At 55.1% G+C, this 24,427-nt stretch carries 25 protein-coding genes; 16 read left to right on the plus strand and 9 right to left on the minus strand.

All coding sequences use genetic code 11. From position 1 onward, the window contains the following. Window positions 1-28 precede the first annotated feature (28 nt). Window positions 29-1,174 carry a succinyl-diaminopimelate desuccinylase gene (dapE, locus tag BUA85_RS12680; protein WP_072901898.1) on the minus strand — a complete coding sequence of 382 codons (1,146 nt, stop codon included), beginning with the start codon at window positions 1,172-1,174 and terminating at the stop codon, window positions 29-31. Window positions 1,175-1,307: 133 nt separating this feature from the next. On the opposite strand from dapE, the gene BUA85_RS12685 reads away from it, so the two are divergent. Further along, window positions 1,308-2,486 carry a Hint domain-containing protein gene (locus BUA85_RS12685; protein WP_131802812.1) on the plus strand — a complete coding sequence of 393 codons (1,179 nt, stop codon included), beginning with the start codon at window positions 1,308-1,310 and terminating at the stop codon, window positions 2,484-2,486. Here the strand turns inward: BUA85_RS12685 and BUA85_RS12690 are convergent. Beyond that, window positions 2,483-2,812 carry a hypothetical protein gene (locus BUA85_RS12690; RefSeq protein ID WP_072901683.1) on the minus strand — a complete coding sequence of 110 codons (330 nt, stop codon included), beginning with the start codon at window positions 2,810-2,812 and terminating at the stop codon, window positions 2,483-2,485. The two genes, BUA85_RS12685 and BUA85_RS12690, sit on opposite strands and share 4 nt — an antisense overlap. 95 nt (window positions 2,813-2,907) lie before the next feature. Here BUA85_RS12690 and BUA85_RS12695 point away from each other — a divergent pair, with 95 nt between their 5' ends. After that, window positions 2,908-3,975, plus strand: a complete 1,068-nt coding sequence (locus tag BUA85_RS12695) for a transporter substrate-binding domain-containing protein (protein WP_072901685.1) — start codon at window positions 2,908-2,910, stop codon at window positions 3,973-3,975. Here BUA85_RS12695 and BUA85_RS12700 read toward each other — a convergent pair. Continuing rightward, on the minus strand, window positions 3,960-4,247 hold the full coding sequence (locus tag BUA85_RS12700; RefSeq protein WP_072901687.1) for a hypothetical protein: 288 nt from the start codon (window positions 4,245-4,247) through the stop codon (window positions 3,960-3,962). The two genes, BUA85_RS12695 and BUA85_RS12700, sit on opposite strands and share 16 nt — an antisense overlap. Next, window positions 4,248-5,075 (minus strand): 2,3,4,5-tetrahydropyridine-2,6-dicarboxylate N-succinyltransferase, encoded by an 828-nt coding sequence (gene dapD, locus BUA85_RS12705; RefSeq protein ID WP_072901689.1) that lies wholly within the window; start codon window positions 5,073-5,075, stop codon window positions 4,248-4,250. Window positions 5,076-5,274: 199 nt separating this feature from the next. On the opposite strand from dapD, the gene BUA85_RS12710 reads away from it, so the two are divergent. Next, entirely contained in the window at window positions 5,275-6,093 is an 819-nt protein-coding gene (locus BUA85_RS12710) for an LOG family protein (protein ID WP_072901690.1), read from the plus strand. On the opposite strand, the gene BUA85_RS12715 is transcribed toward BUA85_RS12710, so the two are convergent. After that, on the minus strand, window positions 6,090-7,094 hold the full coding sequence (locus BUA85_RS12715) for a LacI family transcriptional regulator (protein WP_072901900.1): 1,005 nt from the start codon (window positions 7,092-7,094) through the stop codon (window positions 6,090-6,092). The two genes, BUA85_RS12710 and BUA85_RS12715, sit on opposite strands and share 4 nt — an antisense overlap. A gap of 206 nt (window positions 7,095-7,300) precedes the next feature. Here BUA85_RS12715 and BUA85_RS12720 point away from each other — a divergent pair, with 206 nt between their 5' ends. From BUA85_RS12720 to BUA85_RS12750, 7 genes are all read left to right on the plus strand, one after another. After that, window positions 7,301-8,530, plus strand: coding sequence for an ABC transporter substrate-binding protein (locus tag BUA85_RS12720; protein ID WP_072901692.1), 1,230 nt, complete (start codon window positions 7,301-7,303; stop codon window positions 8,528-8,530). Between the two features lie 137 nt (window positions 8,531-8,667). After that, window positions 8,668-9,591, plus strand: a complete 924-nt coding sequence (locus BUA85_RS12725) for a carbohydrate ABC transporter permease (RefSeq protein ID WP_083526286.1) — start codon at window positions 8,668-8,670, stop codon at window positions 9,589-9,591. Further along, complete coding sequence (locus BUA85_RS12730; RefSeq protein ID WP_072901694.1) at window positions 9,588-10,547, plus strand: carbohydrate ABC transporter permease; 960 nt, start codon at window positions 9,588-9,590, stop codon at window positions 10,545-10,547. The genes BUA85_RS12725 and BUA85_RS12730 overlap by 4 nt, the downstream gene beginning before the upstream one ends. 5 nt (window positions 10,548-10,552) lie before the next feature. Beyond that, window positions 10,553-11,632 carry an ABC transporter ATP-binding protein gene (locus BUA85_RS12735; protein ID WP_072901696.1) on the plus strand — a complete coding sequence of 360 codons (1,080 nt, stop codon included), beginning with the start codon at window positions 10,553-10,555 and terminating at the stop codon, window positions 11,630-11,632. Next, complete coding sequence (locus tag BUA85_RS12740) at window positions 11,629-14,022, plus strand: beta-mannosidase (RefSeq protein WP_072901698.1); 2,394 nt, start codon at window positions 11,629-11,631, stop codon at window positions 14,020-14,022. Before BUA85_RS12735 ends, BUA85_RS12740 begins: the two co-directional genes overlap by 4 nt. A gap of 4 nt (window positions 14,023-14,026) precedes the next feature. After that, a complete protein-coding gene (locus tag BUA85_RS12745; RefSeq protein WP_072901699.1) occupies window positions 14,027-14,767 on the plus strand; it encodes a sugar phosphate isomerase/epimerase family protein in 741 nt (246 codons plus the stop codon). Between the two features lie 11 nt (window positions 14,768-14,778). Beyond that, window positions 14,779-15,903: a Gfo/Idh/MocA family protein gene (locus tag BUA85_RS12750; protein ID WP_072901701.1), complete on the plus strand. Its 1,125-nt coding sequence runs from the start codon at window positions 14,779-14,781 to the stop codon at window positions 15,901-15,903. Window positions 15,904-15,921: 18 nt separating this feature from the next. Here the strand turns inward: BUA85_RS12750 and BUA85_RS12755 are convergent, their stop codons facing one another. The 3 genes from BUA85_RS12755 to BUA85_RS12765 form a co-directional block, all read right to left on the minus strand. Further along, on the minus strand, window positions 15,922-16,659 hold the full coding sequence (locus BUA85_RS12755; RefSeq protein ID WP_072901703.1) for a hypothetical protein: 738 nt from the start codon (window positions 16,657-16,659) through the stop codon (window positions 15,922-15,924). 60 nt (window positions 16,660-16,719) lie between these two features. Beyond that, a complete protein-coding gene (rlmN, locus tag BUA85_RS12760) occupies window positions 16,720-17,898 on the minus strand; it encodes a dual-specificity RNA methyltransferase RlmN (protein WP_072901903.1) in 1,179 nt (392 codons plus the stop codon). 97 nt (window positions 17,899-17,995) lie between these two features. Continuing rightward, entirely contained in the window at window positions 17,996-18,529 is a 534-nt protein-coding gene (locus tag BUA85_RS12765) for an invasion associated locus B family protein (protein ID WP_072901705.1), read from the minus strand. 165 nt (window positions 18,530-18,694) lie between these two features. On the opposite strand from BUA85_RS12765, the gene BUA85_RS12770 reads away from it, so the two are divergent. The 6 genes from BUA85_RS12770 (at window position 18,695) to BUA85_RS12795 (ending at window position 23,160) form a co-directional block, all read left to right on the plus strand. Next, on the plus strand, window positions 18,695-19,690 hold the full coding sequence (locus BUA85_RS12770) for an asparaginase (RefSeq protein WP_072901707.1): 996 nt from the start codon (window positions 18,695-18,697) through the stop codon (window positions 19,688-19,690). A gap of 10 nt (window positions 19,691-19,700) precedes the next feature. Next, window positions 19,701-20,489, plus strand: a complete 789-nt coding sequence (xth, locus tag BUA85_RS12775; protein WP_072901709.1) for an exodeoxyribonuclease III — start codon at window positions 19,701-19,703, stop codon at window positions 20,487-20,489. A 14-nt stretch (window positions 20,490-20,503) separates the two neighbouring features. After that, complete coding sequence (locus tag BUA85_RS12780) at window positions 20,504-21,304, plus strand: hypothetical protein (protein WP_131802813.1); 801 nt, start codon at window positions 20,504-20,506, stop codon at window positions 21,302-21,304. A 94-nt stretch (window positions 21,305-21,398) separates the two neighbouring features. Next, window positions 21,399-22,316, plus strand: a complete 918-nt coding sequence (locus tag BUA85_RS12785) for a thioredoxin family protein (RefSeq protein ID WP_072901712.1) — start codon at window positions 21,399-21,401, stop codon at window positions 22,314-22,316. A gap of 26 nt (window positions 22,317-22,342) precedes the next feature. Then, entirely contained in the window at window positions 22,343-22,984 is a 642-nt protein-coding gene (locus BUA85_RS12790) for an LON peptidase substrate-binding domain-containing protein (RefSeq protein WP_072901714.1), read from the plus strand. Next, window positions 22,981-23,160 (plus strand): Trm112 family protein, encoded by a 180-nt coding sequence (locus BUA85_RS12795; RefSeq protein WP_072901715.1) that lies wholly within the window; start codon window positions 22,981-22,983, stop codon window positions 23,158-23,160. The genes BUA85_RS12790 and BUA85_RS12795 overlap by 4 nt, the downstream gene beginning before the upstream one ends. Here the strand turns inward: BUA85_RS12795 and BUA85_RS12800 are convergent. Further along, entirely contained in the window at window positions 23,157-24,374 is a 1,218-nt protein-coding gene (locus tag BUA85_RS12800; RefSeq protein WP_072901717.1) for a UbiH/UbiF/VisC/COQ6 family ubiquinone biosynthesis hydroxylase, read from the minus strand. The two genes, BUA85_RS12795 and BUA85_RS12800, sit on opposite strands and share 4 nt — an antisense overlap. Between the last annotated feature and the right edge of the window lie 53 nt (window positions 24,375-24,427).

Here is a 24,427-nt window from a genome sequence, read left to right on the forward strand (position 1 = left end):
GCACGTGTGACAGAGGCTGCACAGAGACTTAGGCGAAATAGTCTGCCAGCATCCGCGCGTAGATCGCTTTCAACTGGATTATGTCCGCGACCGGCACTTTTTCATCCACTTGGTGCATGGTTTTGCCAACCAGACCGAACTCCGCCACAGGACAATGGCTTTTCATGAAGCGCGCGTCGGAGGTGCCGCCAGATGTCGACATCTCAGGCGTTTGGCCTGTTTCGGCTTTCACAGCGCGGGCGATCAAGTCAGAGAGTTCACCGGGGGGCGTGATGAAGCTCTCACCAGAAATTTTCACTTTCGTTTCAATGCGAATTCCAGTGTCGCCCACAACTTTGGCAACCTCGCGGTCAATCCACTCTGTCAGGCTGGACCCGCTATGGTGATCGTTGAAGCGGATATTCACAGCCGCACGGCATTGCGCGGGGATCACGTTGGTGGCCGGATTGCCGGTGTCCATCGTCACGATGGCGAAATTCGACGGATCGAAATGATCGTTGCCTGCGTCCAATTCATGCGAGGCGAGCGTATCCATCAACCGCGCCATCGCGGTCAGGGGATTATTGGCGCGATGGGGGTAGGCGGAGTGGCCTTGAACACCTGTAAAGGTGAACCAAACGTTCATTGATCCACGACGTCCGATCTTCATTGCCTCACCCATGTGATTGGGGCTTGTCGGTTCGCCCACAAGGCAGTGGGTCATCACTTCACCTTGCGCTTCCATCCAGTCGAGGAGTGCAACGGTCCCATCTGTAGCGTCGCCTTCTTCATCTCCTGTGATAGTCAGAATGACCGCTCCGTCAGGCGGCGTGTCCCGAACAAAATCAATCGCGGCCGCGGTGAATGCGGCGACGCCAGATTTCATATCCGTCGATCCACGACCCCACAAAAACCCGTCTTTGATCTCAGCCCCAAAAGGATCAACCGTCCACGCATTTTCGTCGCCCAATGGCACAACGTCCGTATGTCCGTTGAACCCAAAGCTCCGGTTCGCGCCCTTCCGTCCCCACCGCGCAAACAGGTTCGACGTTCCGTTCCGATCCACCTGAGTGCACTCGAAGCCAGCACTTGAAAGCAAATCTTCCAGCAGGACCAACGCGCCACCTTCTTCGGGCGTGATCGAGGGACAACGGACGAGTTGTGCGGTCAGGTCAACGGGATCAACGGGGGTCATGTTCTTCATCCAATGGGCATAGATTTCATCCGGACTACACCAACCGCATGTAGCGCGGAAGACACGAAATTAGCCTACTCAGCCATGGTTAACAGACAAGATGCTGTATTCCATGGAAAATTCGCGTTAACTGGTGACAACAACAACCAAAATGATCGCGCAGGTCAGGCAAACCGACGACGATCAGAGAGCGAGATCAGCCTTAGAAGCTGACGGAAATGGGCAGGACGTGAGCTGGTTAGGTTTACGAGAAAGGCGCGGTGGGGCCTTTAGTACGGTCGGTCTGGGCAAGACAGCTGCCGCACGTGTTGACCCCGATAAAACGCTCGACCAAGGAACGATCCTTCTTGAATTTGTGGCAATTCCTGGTGCTGTCGATCAAGTCTTGCTGCGGTATCAAAGCCCGGAACCATTGGGCTTAATGTTTGAAATTCGCCTCGACTTGCAAGGCAACCTGATCATCACTCACAGCGAAATCGGAACCCGTCGCAGCTATCGTATCGACGCGGGTTTTGTGACTCGGTCTAACTGTGTCAGCCTTCGGTTCACATGGGACGCGGATCAGGGCATCGGCGGGCTCAGCATGGAGATTGCAGAGACCGGCGCGCTTTATTTTGAAACGCTCGAACTGCCCGAACCGCTGGTCTTGCGGGACGCCGTGCGTATGTTTGCCTGCACCCAATTTATGCAACTCGCCAATGGGGTGCGCTTTGTCGCGATCGCAGATGAAACCTTGCCACACGGCCCGTTGCCGACCTTGGGGTTAGACACGTGGATCAACACCGATCGCGGTCGTAGATCCGTCTCCGACCTTAAGCCGGGTGATGTGGTCAAAGATGTAAATGGCCGAGCCGCGCAAGTCAGATGGGTCGGGCTTGCCGAAGTGCCTGCGCGCGGTCGTTTTGCGCCGCGCCAAATTTGTGCGCCGTTTCATGGGGCCAAGACTGACCTGATCTGCAGCCACGACCAATTGATCCGATTGGCAGGCAGCGAGGTCGAATACCTCTTTGCAACGGATTTTGTAGCGGCCAGAGTGGGCGATCTGTCCCACGGCGTTCTCAGCGTGCCGCCGTCTCGCGTGCCCTTGGCGACCTACGCGCAGTTTGTCATGGATCGTCCCTGTGTCATTGATGTCTCGGGCGTGCTGATCCAAGGGCTTGATATTCAAGAACTGCAAGATCGGCCAGATCTGCGGCGTCAGAGCGTTTTAGCAAACCTGCCCGAAGTGATGATCCCCACCGTCAGCCCTGCTCGATTAGATGTTCTTATGCCCTTCGAAACCGTCGCGTGGAGCCAGATGCAGGCCGCCTAAACCTTGTCATAGAACGGAGTCATCTGCGCGACGATAACGCTATTCTCGTCAAGTGCTCTCTGCATCAACGCCTTTTCCTCATCGCTGATGTCGTGCCCTTCGGCCAACCGCTCTTCCAACGTGCCATAGCCAGACACGTCCAAAGGTGCCAAATCAGCCTTTTTCAGAATGGCGACGGTTTCTCTAACCGCCTCGGCCTCGTCCACGCCGCTGGCGTAACACATCAACGCACCACCGGTTGCGTCCTTTGGCAGGCCGTCACCAGCATTCCGGCCGACTTCGACCAATAGAGTAAAGACTTTATGGGTTTTGCGCTTCTCGGCCATGTTACGCTCCGTTTCGTGACGTCGTGATGGCGTATCGCCTCCTTGTCAACCTGTTGGGGACGCGGCTAAATAGGTCAACTGTATTGGGGACTTGCATGACTCGCCTTGTTTGCTGGGTTTTTTCAGCCGCTCTCATCGTTGTCGCATCGGTGGCACAGGCGCAAGACTTGCGGGTCGCGACTGTGGAGCGCGAGCCCTTCTCCATGATGTCAGAGGGCGGTTTCGAAGGCTTCAGTATCGACCTTATGAACCGTGTGACGGAAGACCTCGGCCTCTCGGTGGAATACATTCTTTACGATTCCTTCTCAGGTATGTTGGACGCGGTCGAAACTGAAGACGTTGACGCGGCCATTGCTAATATTTCCATCACTGCCGACCGCGAAACGCGCATGGATTTTAGCCAACCTATGTTCGATAGCGGCATTCAGGTGATGGTGCAGTCAGAGCAGGGGATGTCGCCATCTGTCTTTACTGCGCTCTTCACCAAGCAAATCGGGATCGCTGTCTTATCGGCGCTCGCTCTGTTGTTCGGTGGCGGCATGTTGATGTGGGTCTTTGAACGAAAGGCTCAACCCTACTTTGACCGACCGCTGAAAGATGCGCCTTTTCCCGCCTTTTGGTGGGCTTTGAACCTTGTTGTGAATGGAGGCTTTGAAGAGCGTATGCCGCAAAGTCGAGCAGGGCGGTTCTTTGCTGTTGGCCTTGTGATCTCCAGTTTGTTCATTGTGTCGATCTTTGTGGCTCAGATTACTGCGGCTCTGACGATCAATGCGATTAGCGAAAACATCCAAGACTTGAATGATTTAGATGGCCGTCGCATCGGTACGATCGAAGGATCAACCAGTGCATCGTTCTTGGATGTCCGTGATTTGTCTCACATCGGCTTTGCCGACACAGAAGCGCTGTTCCAAGAATATGAGGCGGGCGGGATAGACGCTGTGGTATTCGATAGCCCCATTCTGGCCTATTACGTTGCCGAACGGTCCGGCGGCGACGCACGGTTATTGGATCGGGTCTACCGCGCCGAAAACTACGGAATCGCGTTTCCTACGGATAGCGAATTGCGCGAACGGGTAGATCGCGTTTTGCTTGGTTTGAGGGAACAAGGTGTCTTCGACGAGCTGACAACCAAATGGTTTGGAACGGCCTATTCGGGTCGTTGATCGTTGTCGTCATGCGTATTGCGGGATTTCGCTGCCCACAAGGCTGACCAAATCAAGACGATTTGGATCGGGACAAAGTAAAATAAGAAAAAGAACGCGAAGACCAAGCCAAGGCTAGAACCGTCCAATAAGTCGGTCACCCAAGGAAACGCTAGATAGAGGATCGTGAACAAAACCGCGCCATCTACAACCACCGGCAGCCAAGCGGCGACCCACTTAGGGTGTTCGCCGCTGGAAATTCGGTGTTTGGCAAGTGCGCGACTAAGGATCACTTAATCGCGCAGCAGTTCGTTGATTCCGGTTTTGGAACGCGTGCGCTCGTCAACCCGTTTCACAATCACGGCGCAGTAGAGCGATACGTTATTCTTGCTTGGCATAGACCCAGCAACAACGACTGAATAGGGCGGAACCTCACCATACATCACTTCGCCGGTTTCGCGGTCTACGATCTTAGTAGACTGGCCAATAAAGACCCCCATGCCCAGAACGGACCCTTCGCGCACGATACAGCCTTCGACCACCTCGGAGCGTGCGCCGATAAAGCAGTTGTCTTCGATGATCGTAGGGCCAGCCTGCATCGGCTCCAAAACGCCGCCAATACCAACACCGCCGGAGAGGTGCACGTTCTTTCCGATCTGAGCACATGACCCAACGGTCGCCCAAGTGTCCACCATTGTGCCTTCGTCAACATAGGCGCCGAGGTTCACGAAAGACGGCATCAAAACAACGCCAGGCGCGATGAACGCAGACTTGCGAACAACGCAGTTTGGAACTGCACGAAAACCCGCGGCCTTCCAATGGTTGTCACCCCAGCCTTTGAACTTGCTGTCGACCTTATCCCACCAGCCAGCGCCTTGAGGCCCGCCGTCATGCTGTTCCATGTCCTTGATGCGGAAGCCAAGCAGCACAGCCTTCTTGGCCCACTGGTTCACATGCCAAGATCCATCTTCTTGCTTTTCAGCAACGCGCAGCGTGCCGCCGTCCAATGCGTTCAACGTATCTTCAATAGCTTCGCGAGTTTCACCTGTCGTGGAAGGGGTGATGCTATCGCGGTCTTCCCATGCGGCTTCGATGGCGGTTTCAAGTTGTGCGTTGGACATGTTTGCCCCCCCTTTGTCTCGGTTTGGGGCCACATAGCGCTGACTCAAGGGAAGGGAAAGAAGTTATCGCGAATTCATCGTCAGCCGCATCAATGATTTAACGCATAAAGTCATCACCTTTGATTGATGGCCAACCGATTTCCCATGGTGTGGATCATTTCCTCAGTCTAGGCTTTTCCCAACAGATTTGGAGTACGAAATGAAAGACGACGTTCACCGCCGCCATCGGATGCGGGACAGCCACCAGGACCGAGAGTTTGCTGAAAACGTGCCAGACACGCCCCAAACGCGTGCACCGTCCTATCGATTGGCCTTTGCGGATGACGATTTCCTCTGTCGCGAGGATTTGCGACCGGTGCGATTGCAACTGGAATTGCTCAAACCTGAGCTTCTGATGAACGAAGCGGATGTTGATTCAACGATTGTTCTGTTCGGGGGCGCTCGCATTCCAGAACCTGCAAAGAAAGATACGGCTAGAACTCAAACGCTCGCCGATTTGTCTGAATACTACGAAGAGGCTCGCAAATTCGCAGAATTGATGACCAAGCGGTCAATGGAAGCCGGAGGCCGCGAGAATGTGATTGTTACTGGTGGCGGTCCTGGAGTGATGGAGGCAGGTAACCGAGGCGCACAAGAGGCTGGTGGGAGGTCTATTGGCCTCAACATCGTACTGCCGCATGAACAAGCTCCAAACGAGTACGTGACGCCTGAATTGTGCTTTAACTTCCACTATTTCGCGATCAGGAAGATGCACTTCCTGATGCGCGCCTCTGCGATCACAGTGTTCCCCGGTGGGTTTGGCACGCTTGATGAATTGTTTGAAGCTCTGACCCTCATCCAGACAGGCCGCATGGATCGTGTGCCATTTTTGCTGTTTGGACGCAGCTTTTGGGAAAAGATCATCAATTGGGATGCCTTGTCCGATGCTGGCACCATTTCGGCGGATGACCTGAACCTGTTCAAATTTGTCGAGACCGCCGAAGAAGCGATTCACGCTTTGGACAATTGGGACGCTTAGAACTGCGGCACGTCTAGCTTTTGCATCGGTGGCAATTCTGGATGGCGCACGGCTTGAATTGCGGCCTTTGCAAGGAATTCACCAGCTTCACCGACGTTTTCATAGCACGCCAATAGCTCTGGCCGCATGAGGGTCAGATAAGGTTCGGCTTCTTTGGTGTAGATATCGATATCTTCGCCCAATCTACGTCTCAGTCTTTCTACGGCGCCAACGGCTGCGGTTGCGGCATTTGTCGATCCGGTGACGATGGCGTCGATCTCAGGATTCTGGTGTAAGAACTCCACGACATGATCGGCCAATTGCGGGCTCAGCATATCGCTGTCGACGTCGGACATACGCAGAAAATGTTGACCGTTGTCTGCGGCCCCTTCTTGGACACCTTTCAACATATGGCCGCCATAGCTTTGCTCCAACGGCGGGCCGATGAAAGCTATTGTCTTACGCCCTCTCAATTTAAGGTGGTTGGCGGCCTTGCGACCGTAGGCCTCATTGTCAAAATCGTAATACCCATGCTCGTCCGCCCAATTGCTACGCCCGTGTGTCACGAATGGGAACTTCTTCTCCATAAGGTAAGCCACACGGCGATCTTCTGGTGCGATCTGGTTTAGAATGATTGCGTCTGCGGAACCTGTTTCAACAACATAGCGGACAGGCTTCATCACGTCTTCTGCCGGAAAAGATGGCGTGACGATTAAGTGAAAGGGTGAATCATGTAGTCCACCTGAAGCGCCTGCGATGATGCGTCCAGTATGATTGTTGTGATCCGTCGACATGATCAAACTGACGACGTTAGTCCGACCTGTCCGCAGGCGGACGCCGGCGCGATTTGGGACGTATCCGATCTCATCCGCGATCTTCCGAACAAGCTCTTTCGTGCGGGTTCCAATATCGGGCGCGTCGTTCAAAGCACGCGATACCGTCGGCACTGCAAGACCACTCAATTCAGCGATGGTTTTGAGAGTCGGCTTGCGTTCAATGCCTTTGATCTTCGTGTCCGCCATGAGGCGATTTCCTTCCTGGTCTTCATGCGATTCTAGAGAATTTCCAGAACCACGGCGCAAAAATTTTTCGCGCATCGCCCTTATTTTTATGGGCGTTTGGCAGAATTTTCACCGCTTTGCAAAAAAGCAACTAATTCTTCTTGCCCAACCTTTCTAAATCGATATAGATTTTTCTACAACGATTTAGAACCAGGGAGGAAAGAATCGTGAAATTGTCAACTAAGCTACTTTCAGCAACCGCCATCGTAGGCGCATCTGCTGTTTCAGCTGCAGAACTCGAAGTCACACACTGGTGGACATCTGGTGGTGAAGCCGCCGCGGTGGCCGAGTTTGCGTCAGCCTTCAACGCGACAGAGCATACATGGATCGACGGTGCGATTGCCGGTTCCGGTGGTACGGCGCGTCCGATCATTATTTCCCGCATCTTGGGCGGTGACCCAATGCACGCAACACAGCTGAACCACGGTCGTCAGGCGGAAGAGCTTGTCGAAGCTGGTTTGATGCTTGACCTCACAGACGTTGCAGAAGCTGAAGGTTGGGCTGACGTTGTGAACCCATCCCGTCTTCTGGACGCATGTACGCTTGACGGCAAAGTCTACTGTGTGCCTGTGAACATCCACTCACCTCAGTGGCTGTGGCTGTCACACGACGCATTCGCGAAAGCTGGTGTTGATGTTCCAGCAGACTGGTTCGAATTCGTAGATGCAGCTCCTGCACTGCGCGACGCAGGCCTCGTGCCGCTCGCAATGGGTCAGCAGTCTTGGCAGACAAGCCTCGCCTTTGGCGCATTGATGGTCGCCGTTGGTGGTACAGACCTCTACATCGACGTTCTGACGAACAAGAACGCTGATGCGGCTGCGTCTGAAGACATGACCAAAGTTTGGGAAGCCTATGCTGCAGCTCGTTTGCTGTCTGAAGGTTCTAACGTGAATGACTGGAACCAAGCGACAAACCTCGTCATCACTGGTCAGGCCGGTGGTCAGATCCACGGTGACTGGGCGCAGGGCGAATTCCAGGTTGCTGAGCAAGTAGCTGGTACAGACTACACCTGTCTGCCAGGTCTGGGTGTGAACGAAATCATCGCAACTGGTGGTGACGCGTTCTACTTCCCGAAGCAGGACGACCCAGCGATCGAAGCTGCTCAGAAAGAGTTGGCTTCCCTGATGATCTCTCAGGAAGTTCAGGTTGCGTTTAACCTCAAGAAAGGCTCCTTGCCGATCCGTGGTGACATCGACCTGTCCGCTGCAAACGACTGCATGCAGAAGGGTCTTGCGATCCTTGCAGCTGGTAACGTTCTGCCAGACGGCGTGAACAGCTTCTCAGCTGACACAGCTGGTCAGATCGATGACCTGACAGTTGAGTTCTGGAACGACACATCCATCTCAGTTGAAGACGCACAGGCTCGCTACGTCGATATCATCGCAAGCGCAGACTAATTATCTTCTCCCTGTTGGGCCCGTGGTGAAAGCTGCGGGCCTGGCAGTTCCCAAACGCACTTGGAAATTCCAAACACCCCTAAACGGGAGTGGGGTGTTTTGACTTACCCAGTAGCCAACAAAAATGGGGGGACAGGATGGCCGTAACTGACACCGGACGAATGGATGTGGGGGCAAAGCGCCCCTCCCGTTTGTTCAAAAACATGACCGCCAAAATTGCGGCGATCCCCATGATCGCGACCGCCTTGGTCGTTTTCATCGGATGTACCGCTTGGACGATCTACCATTCGTTCACACGATCCCGCCTTTTGCCCGCTCCCGATAAGTGGACAGGCCTCCAGAACTATGACCGGTTATGGAGTGAGAATCGCTGGCTGGTGTCGATCGAGAACCTCGCCATCTTCGGGTCGTGTTCATTGGTTCTGTCACTGGTCATCGGGTTCATCCTTGCGGCTCTATTGGATCGCAAAATCCGGTTTGAAAATACCATCCGAACCATCATTCTGTATCCCTTCGCACTATCCTTTGTTGTGACCGGTCTTGTTTGGCAGTGGTTGCTGAACCCAGATTTGGGCCTTCAAAACGTGGTGCGCAGCTGGGGTTGGGAAACCTTCACATTTGACCCACTCAACAACGCGGATATCGTGATTTACGGCATCTTGATTGCAGGCATCTGGCAGGGCTCCGGTTTTGTGATGGTCCTCATGCTCGCTGGGATGCGCGGCATTGACGAGGACGTTTGGAAAGCCAGTCGCGTCGAAGGTATCCCAACGTGGAAAACCTACATCTTCATCGTGATCCCAATGATGCGCCCCGTCTTCGTGACCGCACTCGTGATCATCTCCGCCGGTATCATTAAGGTCTACGACTTGGTCGTTGCGCAAACGAGCGGGGGGCCGGGCATCGCCTCGGAGGTTCCCGCGAAATACGTGATCGACAAAATGTTTGGCTCGCAAAACCTCGGCCTCGGCTTCGCGGCGTCAACCATGATGCTCCTGAGCGTCTTGGTGGTGCTGATCCCATGGGCTTACCTCGAATTCGGAGGCAAGAAAGAAAGATGACCGACGCTACTGTAAATGCGCTGAGCGGACCAAAAGGGCCAAAGCCAAAGAAGGTTTTCTCCTCCACCAACATAATCATCTACGGCACGTTGTTCGTCGTCTGCATGTACTACTTGCTGCCGCTCTACGTGATGATCGTGACCTCGCTGAAAGGGATGCCCGAGATCCGCTTGGGAAACATCTTCAGTCCACCGGTTGAGGTTACATATGAACCGTGGGTTAAAGCTTGGGCCGAAGCCTGTACTGGTATCAACTGTGATGGTCTAAGCCGCGGATTCTGGAACTCAGTTTGGATTCTGATCCCCTCGGTTTTCTTGTCCATCGCGATTGCCTCCGTCAACGGATACGCGCTCGCGAATTGGAAATTCAAAGGGTCCGAAGTCTTCTTTACGATCCTGATCTTCGGTGCGTTCATTCCGTATCAGGTTATGATTTATCCAATCGTTATCCTCTTGCGTGAAAGCGGCGACGGGATCACGGCATTCATTCGAATTTTCAACAGCGATGCTGACAACTTCCGCCTTATGGGCTCTCTCTGGGGCTTGGTGATAGTACACACGATCTTCGGTATGCCGATCCTGACGCTACTCTTCCGGAACTACTTCACCTCCGTGCCAGAGGAACTGTTCAAAGCGGCTCGTGTCGATGGCGCTGGTTTCTGGGGTATCTATTTCCGGATCATGCTGCCGATGTCACTGCCAATCTTCGTTGTTGCGATGATCTTGCAGGTGACGGGTATCTGGAACGACTTCTTGTTCGGTGTGATCTACACCAAACCGGATACCTATCCGATGACGGTTCAGCTCAATAACATTGTGAACTCTGTCCAGGGCATCAAGGAATACAACGTGAATATGGCGGCGACCCTTCTGACCGGTCTCGTCCCACTGGTTATTTACTTCGCTTCTGGCAAACTCTTCGTCCGCGGCATCGCTGCCGGTGCTGTGAAAGGTTAAGACACATGGCAAACTCAGTAGAAATCAAACATCTCGATCTGAATTTTGGGGCAGTCAATGTCTTGAAAGATCTCAACCTTGAGATTGCAGAAGGTGAATTCCTTGTCCTTCTCGGATCGTCAGGCTGCGGTAAATCAACACTGTTGAACTGTATTGCCGGTCTTTTGGAAGTCTCTGACGGCCAGATCTTCATCAAGGGCAATAACGTGACTTGGGCAGAGCCGTCCGATCGCGGGATCGGTATGGTGTTCCAGTCCTATGCGCTTTATCCCCAGATGACGGTGCGCGGGAACCTCAGCTTTGGCTTGAAGAATGCGAAGTTCCCTAAGGCGGAAATCGAGAAACGGATCGCAGAAGCGGCGGACATCCTGCAAATTCAACCTTTGTTGGATCGTAAGCCTGCGGCCTTGTCCGGTGGTCAGCGTCAGCGTGTCGCTATTGGTCGCGCGCTGGTGCGCGACGTGGATGTGTTCCTCTTTGACGAACCGCTCTCTAACCTCGACGCGAAGCTACGCGCTGATCTGCGTGTGGAATTGAAGCGGCTGCACAACCAGCTTGAAAACACCATGATATACGTGACCCACGATCAAGTCGAAGCGATGACGCTTGCCGACCGCATCGCGATCATGAAGGGCGGCAAGATCATGCAGCTGGGAAGCCCAGATGAAATTTATAACCGTCCCGAAAACATCTATGTGGCTGACTTCATCGGTTCGCCTTCGATGAATTTCTTTGACGGTGAAGTTGTGGGTAACCACTTCAAAGGTGGCGATCTTGATCTTCCGCTAGATGGCTACACCTTCGGTCCTGGCGGCGCGGTTGACGGCAAAGCTGTCATCGGAATCCGCCCAGAGCACATCATCACCGGCGAACTTGTTGCAGGTGCTCCGGTGAAGCTGGAGGTTCCAGTGGAATTGGTTGAGCCGATGGGCTCCGACACTTTGGTATATGGTACACTTAATGGCCAAGCCCTGCGTATTCGTATGGATGGTCAGGCACGTGTGTCGCTCGGAGACTCTTTGCCAATTGGTATTGATCCGTCCCGTGCGTCTCTCTTCGATAAAGCATCTGAATTGCGTTTATGACCCAACTTGACCTCGCTGGCGTCTGGCATCTGTCAGACATCGGCACCGATTATAGCTGTCCCATCACCTTTCCGGGTGATGGGATCACTGCCCTGCACGCTGCAGGCAAGATTCCTGACCCGTATTGGGGCCGGAACGAATATGATGTGCGGTGGATTTGCGAGCGGGATTGGATCGCAACGCGCGAGTTTGAGCTGACATCTAACGATGTGTCATTGACCCTTTCGCGCGTCGATACCGTTGCGACGATAGAGCTGAATGGTGTGGTCATTGGCGAGACTGACAACGCGTTTAGAACCTATCGTTTTGATCTGTCCTCTGCTGCAAAGATCGGCCAAAATACTCTCCGGATTACCTTTCATTCGTCAGTGGAAGCGGGCAAAGCGCTCTACGATGCGCATCTGTTTGAGATCCCGTGGTCGACGGACAATTGTCCAATCCCCTACGGCAATTTCCTCCGCAAACCTGCCTGTGATTTCGGCTGGGATTGGAATATCGCACTTGCCCCCTTCGGCGTCTATGGCGACATAAAAGCTGAAGAGAATGCGGCCCCACGGATCGAAGGCGCCCACATTCGCCAAGACCACTCCGACCAGCGCGTCAAACTTACAGTTTCTGTGGAAGTTGCCAACTTCGACGAAGAGGTCATATTCGATTTCGATGGCCACGCCGTCTCTGTAGGAGTTGAGAACGGCAAAGCCACTGCAGTGATTGAGGTCACGGACCCAAGCCTTTGGTGGCCGTCGGGGCAGGGCGATCAACCGCTTTATGGTCTAACCGTTACCGCTGGCACAGCCGTCGAAAAGCGCCGGATCGGCTTGCGCACAATCGAACTCGTCACCGAAGCGGACGACATCGGCCTTGGGTTCAAATTCCGTGTGAATGGTCGCGATGTGTTCTGCAAAGGGGCCAACTGGATTCCGGCCGATGCGCTTCAGGGTCGGGTCACGCAGGACGGTGTCCGCGACATGCTTCAATCCGCCAAAGACGCAAACATGAACATGATCCGCATCTGGGGTGGCGGGCAATATGAACCCACGTGGTTCTATGATCTGTGCGACGAACTAGGCTTGATGGTCTGGCAAGATTTCATGTTTGCCTGCAACCTCTACCCTTCCGACAGAGTTTACCTTGAGAATGTGAAGGCCGAGGTGCGCGATAACGTGGCGCGTCTACAGCACCATGCCTGTTTGGCGGTTTGGTGCGGCGACAATGAATTGATCGGTGCCCTGGGGTGGTATGACGTTAGTCGCAAGGACAGAGATCGGTATTTGGTGAACTACGACCGGCTGAATCGGGCGCTCGAAGACACCTTATTTGAAGTCGATCCGGATGCGATCTGGTGGCCCTCATCACCCTCGCCAGGTCCAATGAATTTTGGCGATGCCTGGCATGATGACGGTTCGGGCGATATGCATTTCTGGTCCGTATGGCATGAAAATCGCGACTTCGATCACTACCGCGATGTTGGCCCGCGGTTCTGCTCTGAATTCGGGTTCCAATCCTATCCGACGATGAACGCGATCCGCCGCTTTTCTGATCCAGTAGATTGGAACATCGCGTCTCCGGTTCTAGAGAGCCACCAAAAGAACGCCTCAGCCGCTGGAAATGCGCGGATCGCGCAGACCATGTTCCGCTATTTCCGTTGGCCAGAACGGTTTGAGGATTTTGTCTACCTCAGCCAAGTGCAACAAGGCGTCGCGATCAAAACCGCCGTAACCCATTGGCGCAGCTTGAAGCCGCGCAATATGGGCACTTTGATCTGGCAGCTCAATGACACATGGCCGGTGTGCTCATGGGCGTCTTTGGATCATGGCGGTGACTGGAAAGTCATGCACCATATGGCCAAGGACTTTTATGCAGATGTGATCGTGACAGCGGTGCCAATGGGCGACAAGATTGAGCTACGAGCTGTCAACGATGCACCCGATTCCGTCGAACTGGACGTGAAACTCTCAGCTGTCTCTGGGACTACTGCGCGCGCGTTATCTACTCAATCTCTAACGGTTGGGACGGTGGCTGAAACGGTCTCATCCATCGCGGTCTCTGACCTGGGCGCAGAGGAATTCCTTTGTATCGACTGGTCCTACGCTGGCGGCTCAGGACGGGAAGTCTACGCCCCTAAACCCTACAAATCATATGACCTCGAAGACCCGAATGCGAAGATGGCGGTGAACAATGCAGGCGAAACCTACGACATCACGGTCACATCCGAGGGCCTTGCCCTCTTCACAACGGTCGAAGCCGATACCGAAGGCCGGTTTAGCGACAACGCGTTCGACATGATGCCGGGTGAGACGAAAATCCTTCGCTTCACGCTTAAAGACCCATCCGCCCAACCGAATTTTTCGCTGCGCCATTTGCACAACGCGACCTACGCAAAAGGATAAACTCATGCCTCATATTGCTTATCAGCTCTATTGCTCCCGCAACTTTCCACCGCTCGCAGAGACCTGCAAAATGCTGTCCGAGGCTGGCTATTCCAACGTCGAGGGCTTTGGCGGATTGTTTGGTGATCTGCCCACGCTTGAGGCAGCGTTGAAGGACAACGGCTTGCGGATGACAAGCAGCCACATCGGGCTGGATATGCTGGAAAACGACCCTGCAAAAATCTTGGAAATCGCTAGCACCTTTGGCACCCAAAAGATGTTCGTCCCCTTTGTCATGCCCGACGACCGACCAAATGATGATGCCGGATGGCGTGCTTTTGGCAAACGGTTAGAAGCGGCCGGCAAACCAGTGAAAGACGCGGGCGTTGCCTTTGGATGGCACAATCACGACTTTGAATTCGTCGCGACCGAAAGCGGCGCGATGCCAATGGACTTGATCGCCGAAGCCGACATCGATCTTGAGCTAGATCTCGGTTGGGTCGCGCGGGCAGGTCTTGATCCCGTGGAGTGGATCAACAAATACGCAGGCCGGATCAAAGCCGTCCACGTCAAAGACATCGCGCCGACAGGAGAGGCGACGGACGAAGACGGCTGGGCCGACGTCGGCCATGGCACGTTGGACTGGGGTTCAATTCACGCGGCCCTCCACCATGCAGGGATCGATCGCTACGTCGTCGAACACGATAACCCGAGCGATGACAAACGGTTCGCGACCCGCTCCATCACATCCATCAATGCATTCTAAGGATCTGTCAGATGAAAAAACTAGGCGTCGGCATCATCGGATGCGGAAACATCTCAGCGGCCTATCTGCGGCTTGGCTCAATGTTCAAAGCGCTCGACATGCGGGCGGTGGCTGACCTGAATATGGACGCCGCCAACGCAAGGGCCGAGGAATTTGGCGTGCGCGCCGAAACGGTAGAGGGGCTTTTGGCGGCGGACGACATCGATGTGATCGTGAACCTCACGATCCCAGTGGCCCATTATTCTGTGACAAAGCAAATCCTAGCGGCGGGCAAACACGCCTATACCGAAAAGCCAATTGTTCTTACCTTGGAAGAAGGTGAAGACCTCCGGCGCATCGCCTCCGAAAAAGGCCTGCGCATCGGTGCTGCCCCTGACACCTTCCTTGGTGGCGCGCACCAACAGGCACGCGCCATCATCGATGCGGGTGACATTGGCAAAGTCATCGGAGGCACCTGTCACGTTATGGGGCATGGCATGGAAAGCTGGCACCCGAATCCGGATTTCTTCTACCAACCCGGTGCAGGCCCGGTGCTGGATATCGGTCCCTACTACGTGACCAACCTGATCCAGCTTCTAGGGCCAGTAAAATCCGCGGTGTCTTTGGCGACGACCACCTTCTCTGAACGCACCATCGGGAACGGCGACCGCTTGGGCGAAAAGGTTGAGGTGAATACGCCTACAAACATCCATGCTCTGCTCGAATTCGCCAATGGCGCGACGATCACGCTGGGCACCAGCTGGGATGTTTGGGCACATCGCCATGCGAACATGGAACTTTATGGTGAAACCGGCAGCCTGTTCGTCCCTGACCCGAACTTCTTTGGCGGCGCGTTGGAGAAAAGCGGTGAAAGCAGCGACATTGAAGAAGTCGACGCTTGGGATCATCCCTTTGGCGTTCCGAACGAAGGTGACCGGGCAAACTACCGCTGCGCAGGCCTCGCCGATATGGCAGCCGCCATCGAAGAAGGCCGCCCGCATCGCTGCGGCATCGACCTTGCGGTGCATGCGGTTGATGTGATGACAGCGATCCTTCGAGCGGGCGAGGAACGGCGCTTTGTCGAGTTGACGACAACTTGCGAACGACCAGAGCCGTTGTCGCCTCAACAGGCAAAGGACTTGCTGCAACAGGTCTAAAGGGACTCAAGCACTTTGTTATTCAAGAGCTTCAAGTTCGCGCTGATAACGGTCTCGTTCTCGGCGCAATAACTCTTGGTGGAGCATTTCAGTTAGCAGGGCGGCATTGAGTTGGCGAATTTTCTCGCGCAGATACCGCCTACGAAGCTCTTTGCTTCCCGGCTTTCCGTTCTCAAAAACGCCAAGGTCAATCGGTTCGACCGATTTGCCGTTCTCCAGACTCGACTCCAACTGATCGGGTTGACAGAATTCGATGATTTCGACGGCGAGGTCTGCCGAATGCGGTAGGCCGATGAAAAAATGCATTCTTTGTTTGGCGTTCGTAAATTTAAAGAAATGAAAATTTATCTGAAGCCACAAACGATAAGAGGCGATCGGTTTTAACCAATCGAAGCCGGATGCGTCGACCTTGATTTTGTGTTTTCCAAAGGCGCGATGCGACACGGTGATAAGGTCATTCACCCCGCGAAACTTAAGGGCCTTAAGCACTTTTGCCTTCATAAGTAACGTGGCCGTGGGGTCTGGCGTGCCAAAGGCACCAAAAGTATCGACATGGAACTCTACCAAGTTAGGAACTGTGAGCTTTCCGTCTTGATCCAGACGCAGACGTGATGTGCCCTTTTGCGTCCGACAGTTCCAAATGTAGAAGTTACGCCTTTTTGCGGTTGCGACTGAATTGGTGCTGATGAACGTTGGATCAAGCCAATCCGTCTGCGGATCTCCGTCGAACGGTATCCCGTTTATTGTCAGTGCCATATCTATACCCTCTCTCAAATTGAGAGGGAGCTTATCACAGCTTTTGAAATTTCAAGCGGTTCAGTTCAAACCCGCTTCGGCTTCGATCTGCTTGCGCGACTTCCGCGCCCGCTCTGTCGCGGATTTCAACTGCCCACAGGCGGCCATGATGTCTTCGCCCCGTGGTGTGCGGATCGGGGTCGCATAGCCCGCTTGGTAGATGATGTTGGCAAAGGCGCGGATGCGGTTGTTGGACGACCGCTTGTAAGGCGCGCCAGGCCATTCGTTGAACGGGATCAGGTTGATCTTGGCGGGAATGCCTTCGATCAGCTTGACCAGACGATGGGCGTCCTCATCGCTGTCGTTAATCCCGTCGAGCATTACATATTCAAAGGTGATCCGTTCGGAATTGGACACCTTTGGATAGCTCTTGAGGGCCTCCAACAACTCTTCCAAAGGCCAGCGTTTGTTGATCGGGACCAGAATGTCACGGACTTCATCGGTCGTGGCATGGAAGGAAATCGCCAATTGGCAGCCGATTTCTTCGGCAGTCCGCGCCATCTCTGGCACCACGCCTGAGGTCGACAGCGTGATCCGACGGCGGGACAAGGCGATGCCTTCGCCGTCCATAGCAATCTTCATCGCGTCACGCACGTTCTCGAAATTATAAAGCGGCTCACCCATGCCCATCAGTACGATGTTCGACAACAGCCGCGTTTCATCCTTTGGCGCACCGGGCACCGGCCATTCGTCCAGATCATCGCGGGCCATCATCACCTGACCGATGATCTCCGCCGCCGTCAGGTTCCGCACGAGCTTCTGCGTTCCGGTGTGACAGAACGAGCAGGTGAGCGTGCAACCCACCTGGCTGGAGACACACAGCGTCCCGCGATCCGTCTCAGGAATATAGACTACCTCTACCTCATGGCCGCCCGCGATCCGCACCAGATATTTGCGCGTGCCGTCTTCGCTCACCTGTTTGGTCACAAGTTCAGGAATTTCGACAACGAAATGCTCTGCCAGTTTTGCGCGATAATCCTTCGACAAGTTCGTCATGGCATCAAAGTCACGAACGCCCCAATGATAAACCCACTGCCAGATTTGCCCTGTCCGCATCTTTGCCTGCTTCTCTGGCGTCCCCATCTCGATCAACGCATCGCGCAGCGCCTCACGCGTCAGGCCAACGGTATTCGTCGGGCCATCGGGCAGTTTGCGCGGGATCGTATGAACGTCCTGAGTGATGGGGGCCTTGGCAGTCATATCCATGCCTTTCAGCGAAGTGGGAGCGCTTCATATAAACAAAAAGGGCGGGTTTCCAATCGAAAACCCGCCCGAAATTCGAAGATTTGGCCGAAAATCAGCTCTGACAGCGCTTTTGCGCCTCTTCCACTGCGGCGCTAAAGCCCAATAGAGAGAATGTATCGGTTGTCACATTGCCTCGGCCAGAGCGTCCACGCACGATCGCATTCGCGCCCCGCTTCATCGCAGCAACGATCTTTGCGTCTTCGTCCGGTGTCGCGGGCCACGCATATTCCGGCTCGCTCGCATCTGTGAATAGCGTGTATTCCGTTCCGCCGATATCCATGGTGACGGTCGATCCGCTTGCAAATGGATACCCGCCGGTAAAGGCCACCTGTGCCGATACATCAGCGCCCGGGCGATAGAACACGAACAGTAGCATGTCGCTACGGCGACCTGTTGTTGGGTTGCCGTCGGAATCCGTCAGGCGGCTCTCCTTCGGCGCAGATACGGCCCAACATTCGGTTGGATTGTTTTCGACAAACACGCTCCAATCGGTGTTCGCCGCCACGCGGTTATCACTGGTTTCCTGTGCTGACGCCGCGCTTGCCAATACAGCAATGCCCATCGCGCCCAAAATCGATTTCATCATGATACAGCCTCCAAGCTGTCCTTGCCTCTGTCTCCGACCCGTCCGGTGCGTCTTTGGCGTACCTTTTCGACTGGAAGGATGTGTTTCAACTCGATAGCCATAGAACTAGCAAAATTTTGCCCACGTGGGAAAGCCCAAAGTGTCGCGCCAAAGGGGAGGTATGCAATGTCTGGTCCAGTAGATATGGTAGAAGTCTGGCGCGGCAACTTGCTGGAATCCATTCATCAGGGCCACGCCGTTGTCTGCGACGAGGCTGGAGAGATCGTGGAGGCTTGGGGCGATCCAGAGGCCGTGATCTACCCGAGGTCGTCTTGCAAAATGATCCAAGCGCTGCCGCTGATCGAAAGCGGGGCAGCAGATGCCTATAACCTAACGTCCGATCACCTCGCCCTCGCTTGCGCTTCCCACAATGCGGCAGCAATCCATAATGACCTCGTGTCGGCATGGCTCAGCGATCTGGGCTTGAGCGACGATGACCTTCGCTGCGGCCCGCAGACACCGCGTGACGCAGAGGTACGTGACGCCCTAATCAAAATCGATCAAAGCCCGTGCCAAATCCACAACAATTGCTCCGGCAAGCACGCAGGCTTTCTGACGTTGAACAAACATCTCGGCGGCGGACCCGACTACGAAAAGATCGACCACCCCGTTCAACAAGCCAACCTTGCCGCGTTTGAAGAACTCACCGGCGAAACCAGCCCCGCCTTTGGCATCGACGGCTGTTCCGCTCCGAACCACGCTTGCACTGTCCACGGATTTGCCCGCAGCCTCGCGTTCTTTGCCACCGCGCAAGACCGCTCTGACACACGCTCCAAAGCCGCCGTGCAATTGGTCGACGCGATGACCAAGCACCCAGAGCTCGTCGCGGGCGAAGGGCGGGCCTGCACCGAACTGATGCGCGCCATGGATGGCAATGTCGCTCTGAAAACAGGGGCGGAGGCTGTGTTCAGCGCCATCATCCCCGAAAAACGGCTTTCCGTCGCCGTAAAAATCACCGATGGGGCCTTCCGCGCCAGTGAGGCCGCGGTTGCCGCGATCCTCGTCAAACTCGGCGTCCTAGATCTTAGTCACCCCGCCACCATCAAACGCATGACCCCAACTGTGACCAACTGGCGCGGGCTGGAGGTCGGCCACATTCGCCCCACCGCCGCGCTACGCTAAGGAGACACCCATGTCCTTCACCCTCGCCACTTGGAACATCAACTCCGTCCGTCTGCGCGAAGACATCGTCGCGAAACTCATGGCGGACGAGGCGCCCGACGTCCTCTGCCTACAAGAATGCAAAAGCCCGGTGGAGAAAATCCCGCAAGAGCAGTTCCAATCGCTGGGCTACACCCACATGGTCGCGCGCGGGCAAAAGGGGTACAACGGCGTCGCGATCTTCTCCAAAATCCCGATGGTGGAAGCGGGGGCTGAAGACTACGCAAACCTCGGCCACGCCCGCCACATCGCGGGTAAGTTGGAGAATGGCGTGACTGTCCACAACTTCTATGTGCCAGCGGGTGGGGATGTGGCGGACCGCGAGGTGAACGAGAAGTTCGGCCAGAAGCTCGACTACCTCGCCGAAATGCGCGACGCCTTCCACAAAGACGCGCCAAAGAAATCGATCCTCGTCGGCGACCTGAACATCGCCCCACGAGAAGACGATGTCTGGGATCACAAGAAACTCTTGAAGGTCGTCAGCCATACGCCGGTCGAGGTCGAAGCCCTCGCCGAAGTCCAAGACGCAGGTGCATGGGTCGACGTCACCCGCACCGACATCCCCGATGGCAAACTCTACAGCTGGTGGTCCTACCGCGCCAAAGATTGGGACGTCGCCGACAAAGGCCGCCGGTTAGACCACGTCTGGGCAACGCCGGATATTGCGGGTGCTGCGCATGGCAGCCGTGTTTTGAGGGACGCCCGTGGGTGGGAGAAACCGAGTGACCACGCGCCTGTGTTTGCGACGTTTGATTTGTAGATAGGATCATATAATTGAGTAATTGGCCCAGAAGCCTGATCTACATTCTTCTAGTCGCTATGTTTGGTGTCTTTCCGGCACTGGCAGCGAGCGGCGATACAAGCGATGAAATTGTTCACGACGAACGTTTCTGGGATCAGCTGTTCGTCGATGCGGTACATTCTAGAGAGGCATGTAACTTAGACTTCAAGCCTTGTCGTGCTCCGCTCCAAAAGAGAGTTGAAGACTACTATCTTCGTGTTCGAGGCGAGACGAAATTTCTTTCTGATGAGGTTGCTGAGGCCGCTAGCAGAAGCCTAACGAGGGTGATTGAAGATATTTATCGGACAACTGGGTTGCGCCCAATTCAGGGTGTTCCAGAGCACGCGTCTAATTTCATATTCCTATTATTTTTCAATGAGGAAGAGTATCAGTCCGACCCTGAAAACTACATTCTCGCGCGGATCGCGCCACCAACTCTCAGGTTTTCAGAAAAACGACTAGAATTTTTTAGTTGGTTCCGTTCATCTCACCTAGACTGCACGTTAGTTACGACACCTTACCCAGACGGGATCATTCGAGATGTGCAAATCTGGATAAAGGTGGACGTATCAACAGAAGTTGTGTCGAATTGTATTGCAGAAGAATTCTTCAACTCATTCGGCCTCGACGACACGCCAGAATTTGAGAGTATTTTTGATTGGCCGACTGTCGTCGATGGCGAGATTGCTGATGGTAAATTGACTGAAAGGCATTTGAGCTTTTTGCGAAGACTTTATGAGCCGGAAATGATTCCTAACCAAGCAGAGGAAGCGACTTGGGCGTTAATTCGATAAGTAGGAACATTCTATAGTTGTTCGCAAATCCCCCTTGGACATTCCACCCCCCGCGCACATATAAGCCCCAAGACCTAATCTTCAGGAGCGCGCCATGATTGAACTTGGTAGAACCCAACCAGCCGCCCCAGCCGGTGATCTGATCATCGACGGGACAGATGACACCTTCATGCAAGACGTGATCGAGGCGTCACAGACGACCCCGATCATCGTGGATTTCTGGGCAACATGGTGCGGCCCGTGCAAAACCCTCGGCCCCGCCATTGAGGCGTCCGTCACCAAAGCTGGCGGTGCAGTGAAGCTCGTCAAAATCGACGTCGACGCCAATCCCGGTTACGCGGGCCAGTTGCGCGTGCAGTCGATCCCAACCGTCTATGCCTTCTGGCAAGGCCAGCCGGTCGATGGATTCCAAGGCGCTCTGCCACCCTCCGAAATCGACGCCTTCGTCGAGAAAATCGCTGCCCTTGGCGGCGGCGCACCCGATGGTGGCCTTGCCGATGCCATCGAAGCTGCCGAAGCGATGTTGGCCAAAGGCGCCGCTGCGGACGCCGCCGAAACCTTCGCCGCGATCCTGCAGGAAGACCCGGCCAACGCCCCCGCCTACGCCGGTTTGATCAAAGCCTACATCGCCCTTGACGACCTCGACCAAGCCGAGGCGATCTTGAACGGTGCCCCCGCTGAAATCTCCACCGATCCCGCCCTTGAAGCCGTCGCCTCCCAAATCGCGCTCGCGAAAGAAGCGGCCAACGCCGGCCCCGTGGCAGAGCTTCAGGCTGCGGTTGAGGCAAACCCCGACGACCACCAAGCTCGCCTTGATTTGGCGACCGCCCTGCACGCCAACGGCAATGCCGAGGCCGCGGTTGATCACCTGCTCGATCTCTTTCGCCGCGATCGCGAATGGAACGAAGGCGCCGCAAAGACGCAGCTTTTCAAGGTGTTCGACACGTTGCAGCCTAACGATCCCGTGGTGCTCAACGGTCGTCGAAAATTGTCGTCAATGATATTTGCCTAAATCCGGCGTCGGGCTACTTCCCTGATATGTTCAAAGCCAAGGACTTACCCGAAACCATTGCGATCTTCCCTCTGCCCGGCGCACTTTTGCTGCCGCGGTCACGGCTGCCGCTGCATTTGTTCGAACCGCGCTACCTTGCCATGTTCGACGATTGTCTGAAAACGCCTGCACGGATGATTGGCATGATCCAACCGTTTGACGGCCCAAACGGGGAATCTTCGCTCCACAGCATCGGCTGCGCGGGGCGGGTAACAGCGTTCTCTGAAACCGAAGACGGCCGCTATATGATCACCCTCTCGGGCATCTCGCGGTTCCGCGTCGTGGACGAGGTCGAGGGCTTTACCCCCTACCGCCGCTGCAAAGTGAATTGGGAAGGGTTCGACCGCGACCTTGGCCCGACCGAGCATGATACTCAATTCGACCGCAAGTCATTCCTGTCGTCACTGGAACGCTACTTTGACGACCAAGGGCTAAAAACTGATTGGGAGTCTTTGCAGGAAGCCGAAGATGAGCTTTTGATAAACTCTCTGTCCATGCTTTGCCCCTTTGACGCCGAAGACAAACAAGCCTTGCTGGAAGCCCCATCGCTCACCACCCGTCGTGAGACCTTGATGACCCTTATCGAGTTTGCGATGAGAGGGGGATCAGGCGAAGAGGTGATGCAATGAGCGAGATGTCTTTCGATCCCAAGATGTTAGAGGCGCTGGTCTGCCCGCAGACCCAAGCGAGCCTGAGCTATGATGCAGATAAACAAGAGCTGATCTCAAAGCCGGCCAATCTGGCCTTCCCGCTCCGCGATGGTATCCCAGTGATGCTGGTGGATGAGGCGCGTCAGCTCGATTAACGCGCCATTAATGAAGGCAAATCGCCGTTCAACCCTGCCGCTTCTCGGATAAAGGCTCGACGTAGGGCGGGGGAGGCGTTGATAACACCCATCCCAATATCTCGCGCGGCGCGCAGCAGCGGATTGTCGTTTGAAAACAAACGGTTGAACCCATCCGTCGCCATCGCCAGCTTCGTCGTGTCGAATTGGCGCCAGCTTTGGTAGCGGGCGAGTGCTTGCGCCCCGCCAAAGTCCTCGCCCCGTTTGCGGGCATCAATCAGCACGTCGACTAAAGCCGCCACATCTCGCAGACCTGCGTTCAACCCTTGTCCGGCAATCGGGTGGATGCCATGCGCGGCATCACCGATCAAAGCCACGCGATCCGCGACTAAGCTCGTCGCAATCGACAGGCCAAGTGGGTAGGTGAACCGTTCACCGCATAAGGTGATCTCGCCAAGGAAATCTCCAAACGCGGGCCGCAGTGCATCCAAGAAACCGTCATCATCGAATGCCGCGACATGATGCGCCTTCGCGCGATCTTCGCTCCACACAATCGCGCTGCGGTTTCCCGTCAGCGGCAAGATCGCCAAAGGTCCGCCGGGCATAAAGAATTGATGCGCAATGCCACCATGCGGCTTGGCGTGCTCAGCAGCGCAGACCAAGGCGGTTTGCCCATAGTCCCAAGCTGTGCGCTTGATCCCAGCCCGCTGCGCCGTCCCGCTGGACCGCCCGTCAGATCCGATCAGAACGCTGGCTGAAAGTGTTGAGCCATCGGCAAGCGCGATTGAAATCCGACCCGCCTCTGCCGTTTGGTCCACGACCGTCGCAGGCGCGATATGCTCCAACTTCGGATGATCCTCCATCGCACTCAGAAACGCGCGTCGCAGGTGCCGATCCTCCACCAAATAGCCCATCGGCCCTTCGTCAATTTCAGCATGGTCAAAATGCATCATCCACGGGCTCGGCCCCTCGCCAGCGCGCCCATCAGTGACCTTGATCTCCAACATCGGCTGCGCATTCGGTTCTACGGTCGGCCAAACCCCGATACCCGACAAAAGCCGCTGTGACCCCAAGGCCAAGGCATAGGCGCGGCCATCAAATTCGGCATCTTCGCGCACGTCCTTTGGCAAACTGTCCACGATCCGAACCGAAAATCCAGCATTGCCCAAAGCCAATGCCAAAGCGGGGCCATTTAGCCCCCCGCCAACAATCAGAATATCCGAATGCGTGTCCATAAGGTGCTATATGTGCAGCGCAATCCGATTGTCCATGCGGTTTGCTGCCGCTA

It is taken from the genome of Cognatiyoonia sediminum (assembly GCF_900129845.1).
Taxonomy (GTDB): Bacteria; Pseudomonadota; Alphaproteobacteria; order Rhodobacterales; family Rhodobacteraceae; genus Cognatiyoonia; species Cognatiyoonia sediminum.

Excerpts from the sequence above, each read along its gene's own strand:
- BUA85_RS12695 (WP_072901685.1), top strand. The coding sequence starts at position 2,908 with ATGACTCGCCTTGTTTGCTGGGTTTTTTCAGCCGCTCTCATCGTTGTC.
- BUA85_RS12735 (WP_072901696.1), top strand. The coding sequence starts at position 10,553 with ATGGCAAACTCAGTAGAAATCAAACATCTCGATCTGAATTTTGGGGCA.
- BUA85_RS12795 (WP_072901715.1), top strand. The coding sequence starts at position 22,981 with ATGAGCGAGATGTCTTTCGATCCCAAGATGTTAGAGGCGCTGGTCTGC.
- BUA85_RS12755 (WP_072901703.1), bottom strand. The coding sequence starts at position 16,659 with ATGGCACTGACAATAAACGGGATACCGTTCGACGGAGATCCGCAGACG.
- BUA85_RS12770 (WP_072901707.1), top strand. The coding sequence starts at position 18,695 with ATGTCTGGTCCAGTAGATATGGTAGAAGTCTGGCGCGGCAACTTGCTG.
- BUA85_RS12740 (WP_072901698.1), top strand. The coding sequence starts at position 11,629 with ATGACCCAACTTGACCTCGCTGGCGTCTGGCATCTGTCAGACATCGGC.
- rlmN (WP_072901903.1), bottom strand. The coding sequence starts at position 17,898 with ATGACTGCCAAGGCCCCCATCACTCAGGACGTTCATACGATCCCGCGC.
- BUA85_RS12730 (WP_072901694.1), top strand. The coding sequence starts at position 9,588 with ATGACCGACGCTACTGTAAATGCGCTGAGCGGACCAAAAGGGCCAAAG.
- BUA85_RS12690 (WP_072901683.1), bottom strand. The coding sequence starts at position 2,812 with ATGGCCGAGAAGCGCAAAACCCATAAAGTCTTTACTCTATTGGTCGAA.
- BUA85_RS12710 (WP_072901690.1), top strand. The coding sequence starts at position 5,275 with ATGAAAGACGACGTTCACCGCCGCCATCGGATGCGGGACAGCCACCAG.
- BUA85_RS12745 (WP_072901699.1), top strand. The coding sequence starts at position 14,027 with ATGCCTCATATTGCTTATCAGCTCTATTGCTCCCGCAACTTTCCACCG.
- BUA85_RS12725 (WP_083526286.1), top strand. The coding sequence starts at position 8,668 with ATGGCCGTAACTGACACCGGACGAATGGATGTGGGGGCAAAGCGCCCC.
- BUA85_RS12750 (WP_072901701.1), top strand. The coding sequence starts at position 14,779 with ATGAAAAAACTAGGCGTCGGCATCATCGGATGCGGAAACATCTCAGCG.
- dapE (WP_072901898.1), bottom strand. The coding sequence starts at position 1,174 with ATGACCCCCGTTGATCCCGTTGACCTGACCGCACAACTCGTCCGTTGT.
- dapD (WP_072901689.1), bottom strand. The coding sequence starts at position 5,075 with ATGTCCAACGCACAACTTGAAACCGCCATCGAAGCCGCATGGGAAGAC.
- BUA85_RS12785 (WP_072901712.1), top strand. The coding sequence starts at position 21,399 with ATGATTGAACTTGGTAGAACCCAACCAGCCGCCCCAGCCGGTGATCTG.
- BUA85_RS12715 (WP_072901900.1), bottom strand. The coding sequence starts at position 7,094 with ATGGCGGACACGAAGATCAAAGGCATTGAACGCAAGCCGACTCTCAAA.
- BUA85_RS12790 (WP_072901714.1), top strand. The coding sequence starts at position 22,343 with ATGTTCAAAGCCAAGGACTTACCCGAAACCATTGCGATCTTCCCTCTG.
- xth (WP_072901709.1), top strand. The coding sequence starts at position 19,701 with ATGTCCTTCACCCTCGCCACTTGGAACATCAACTCCGTCCGTCTGCGC.
- BUA85_RS12800 (WP_072901717.1), bottom strand. The coding sequence starts at position 24,374 with ATGGACACGCATTCGGATATTCTGATTGTTGGCGGGGGGCTAAATGGC.
- BUA85_RS12765 (WP_072901705.1), bottom strand. The coding sequence starts at position 18,529 with ATGATGAAATCGATTTTGGGCGCGATGGGCATTGCTGTATTGGCAAGC.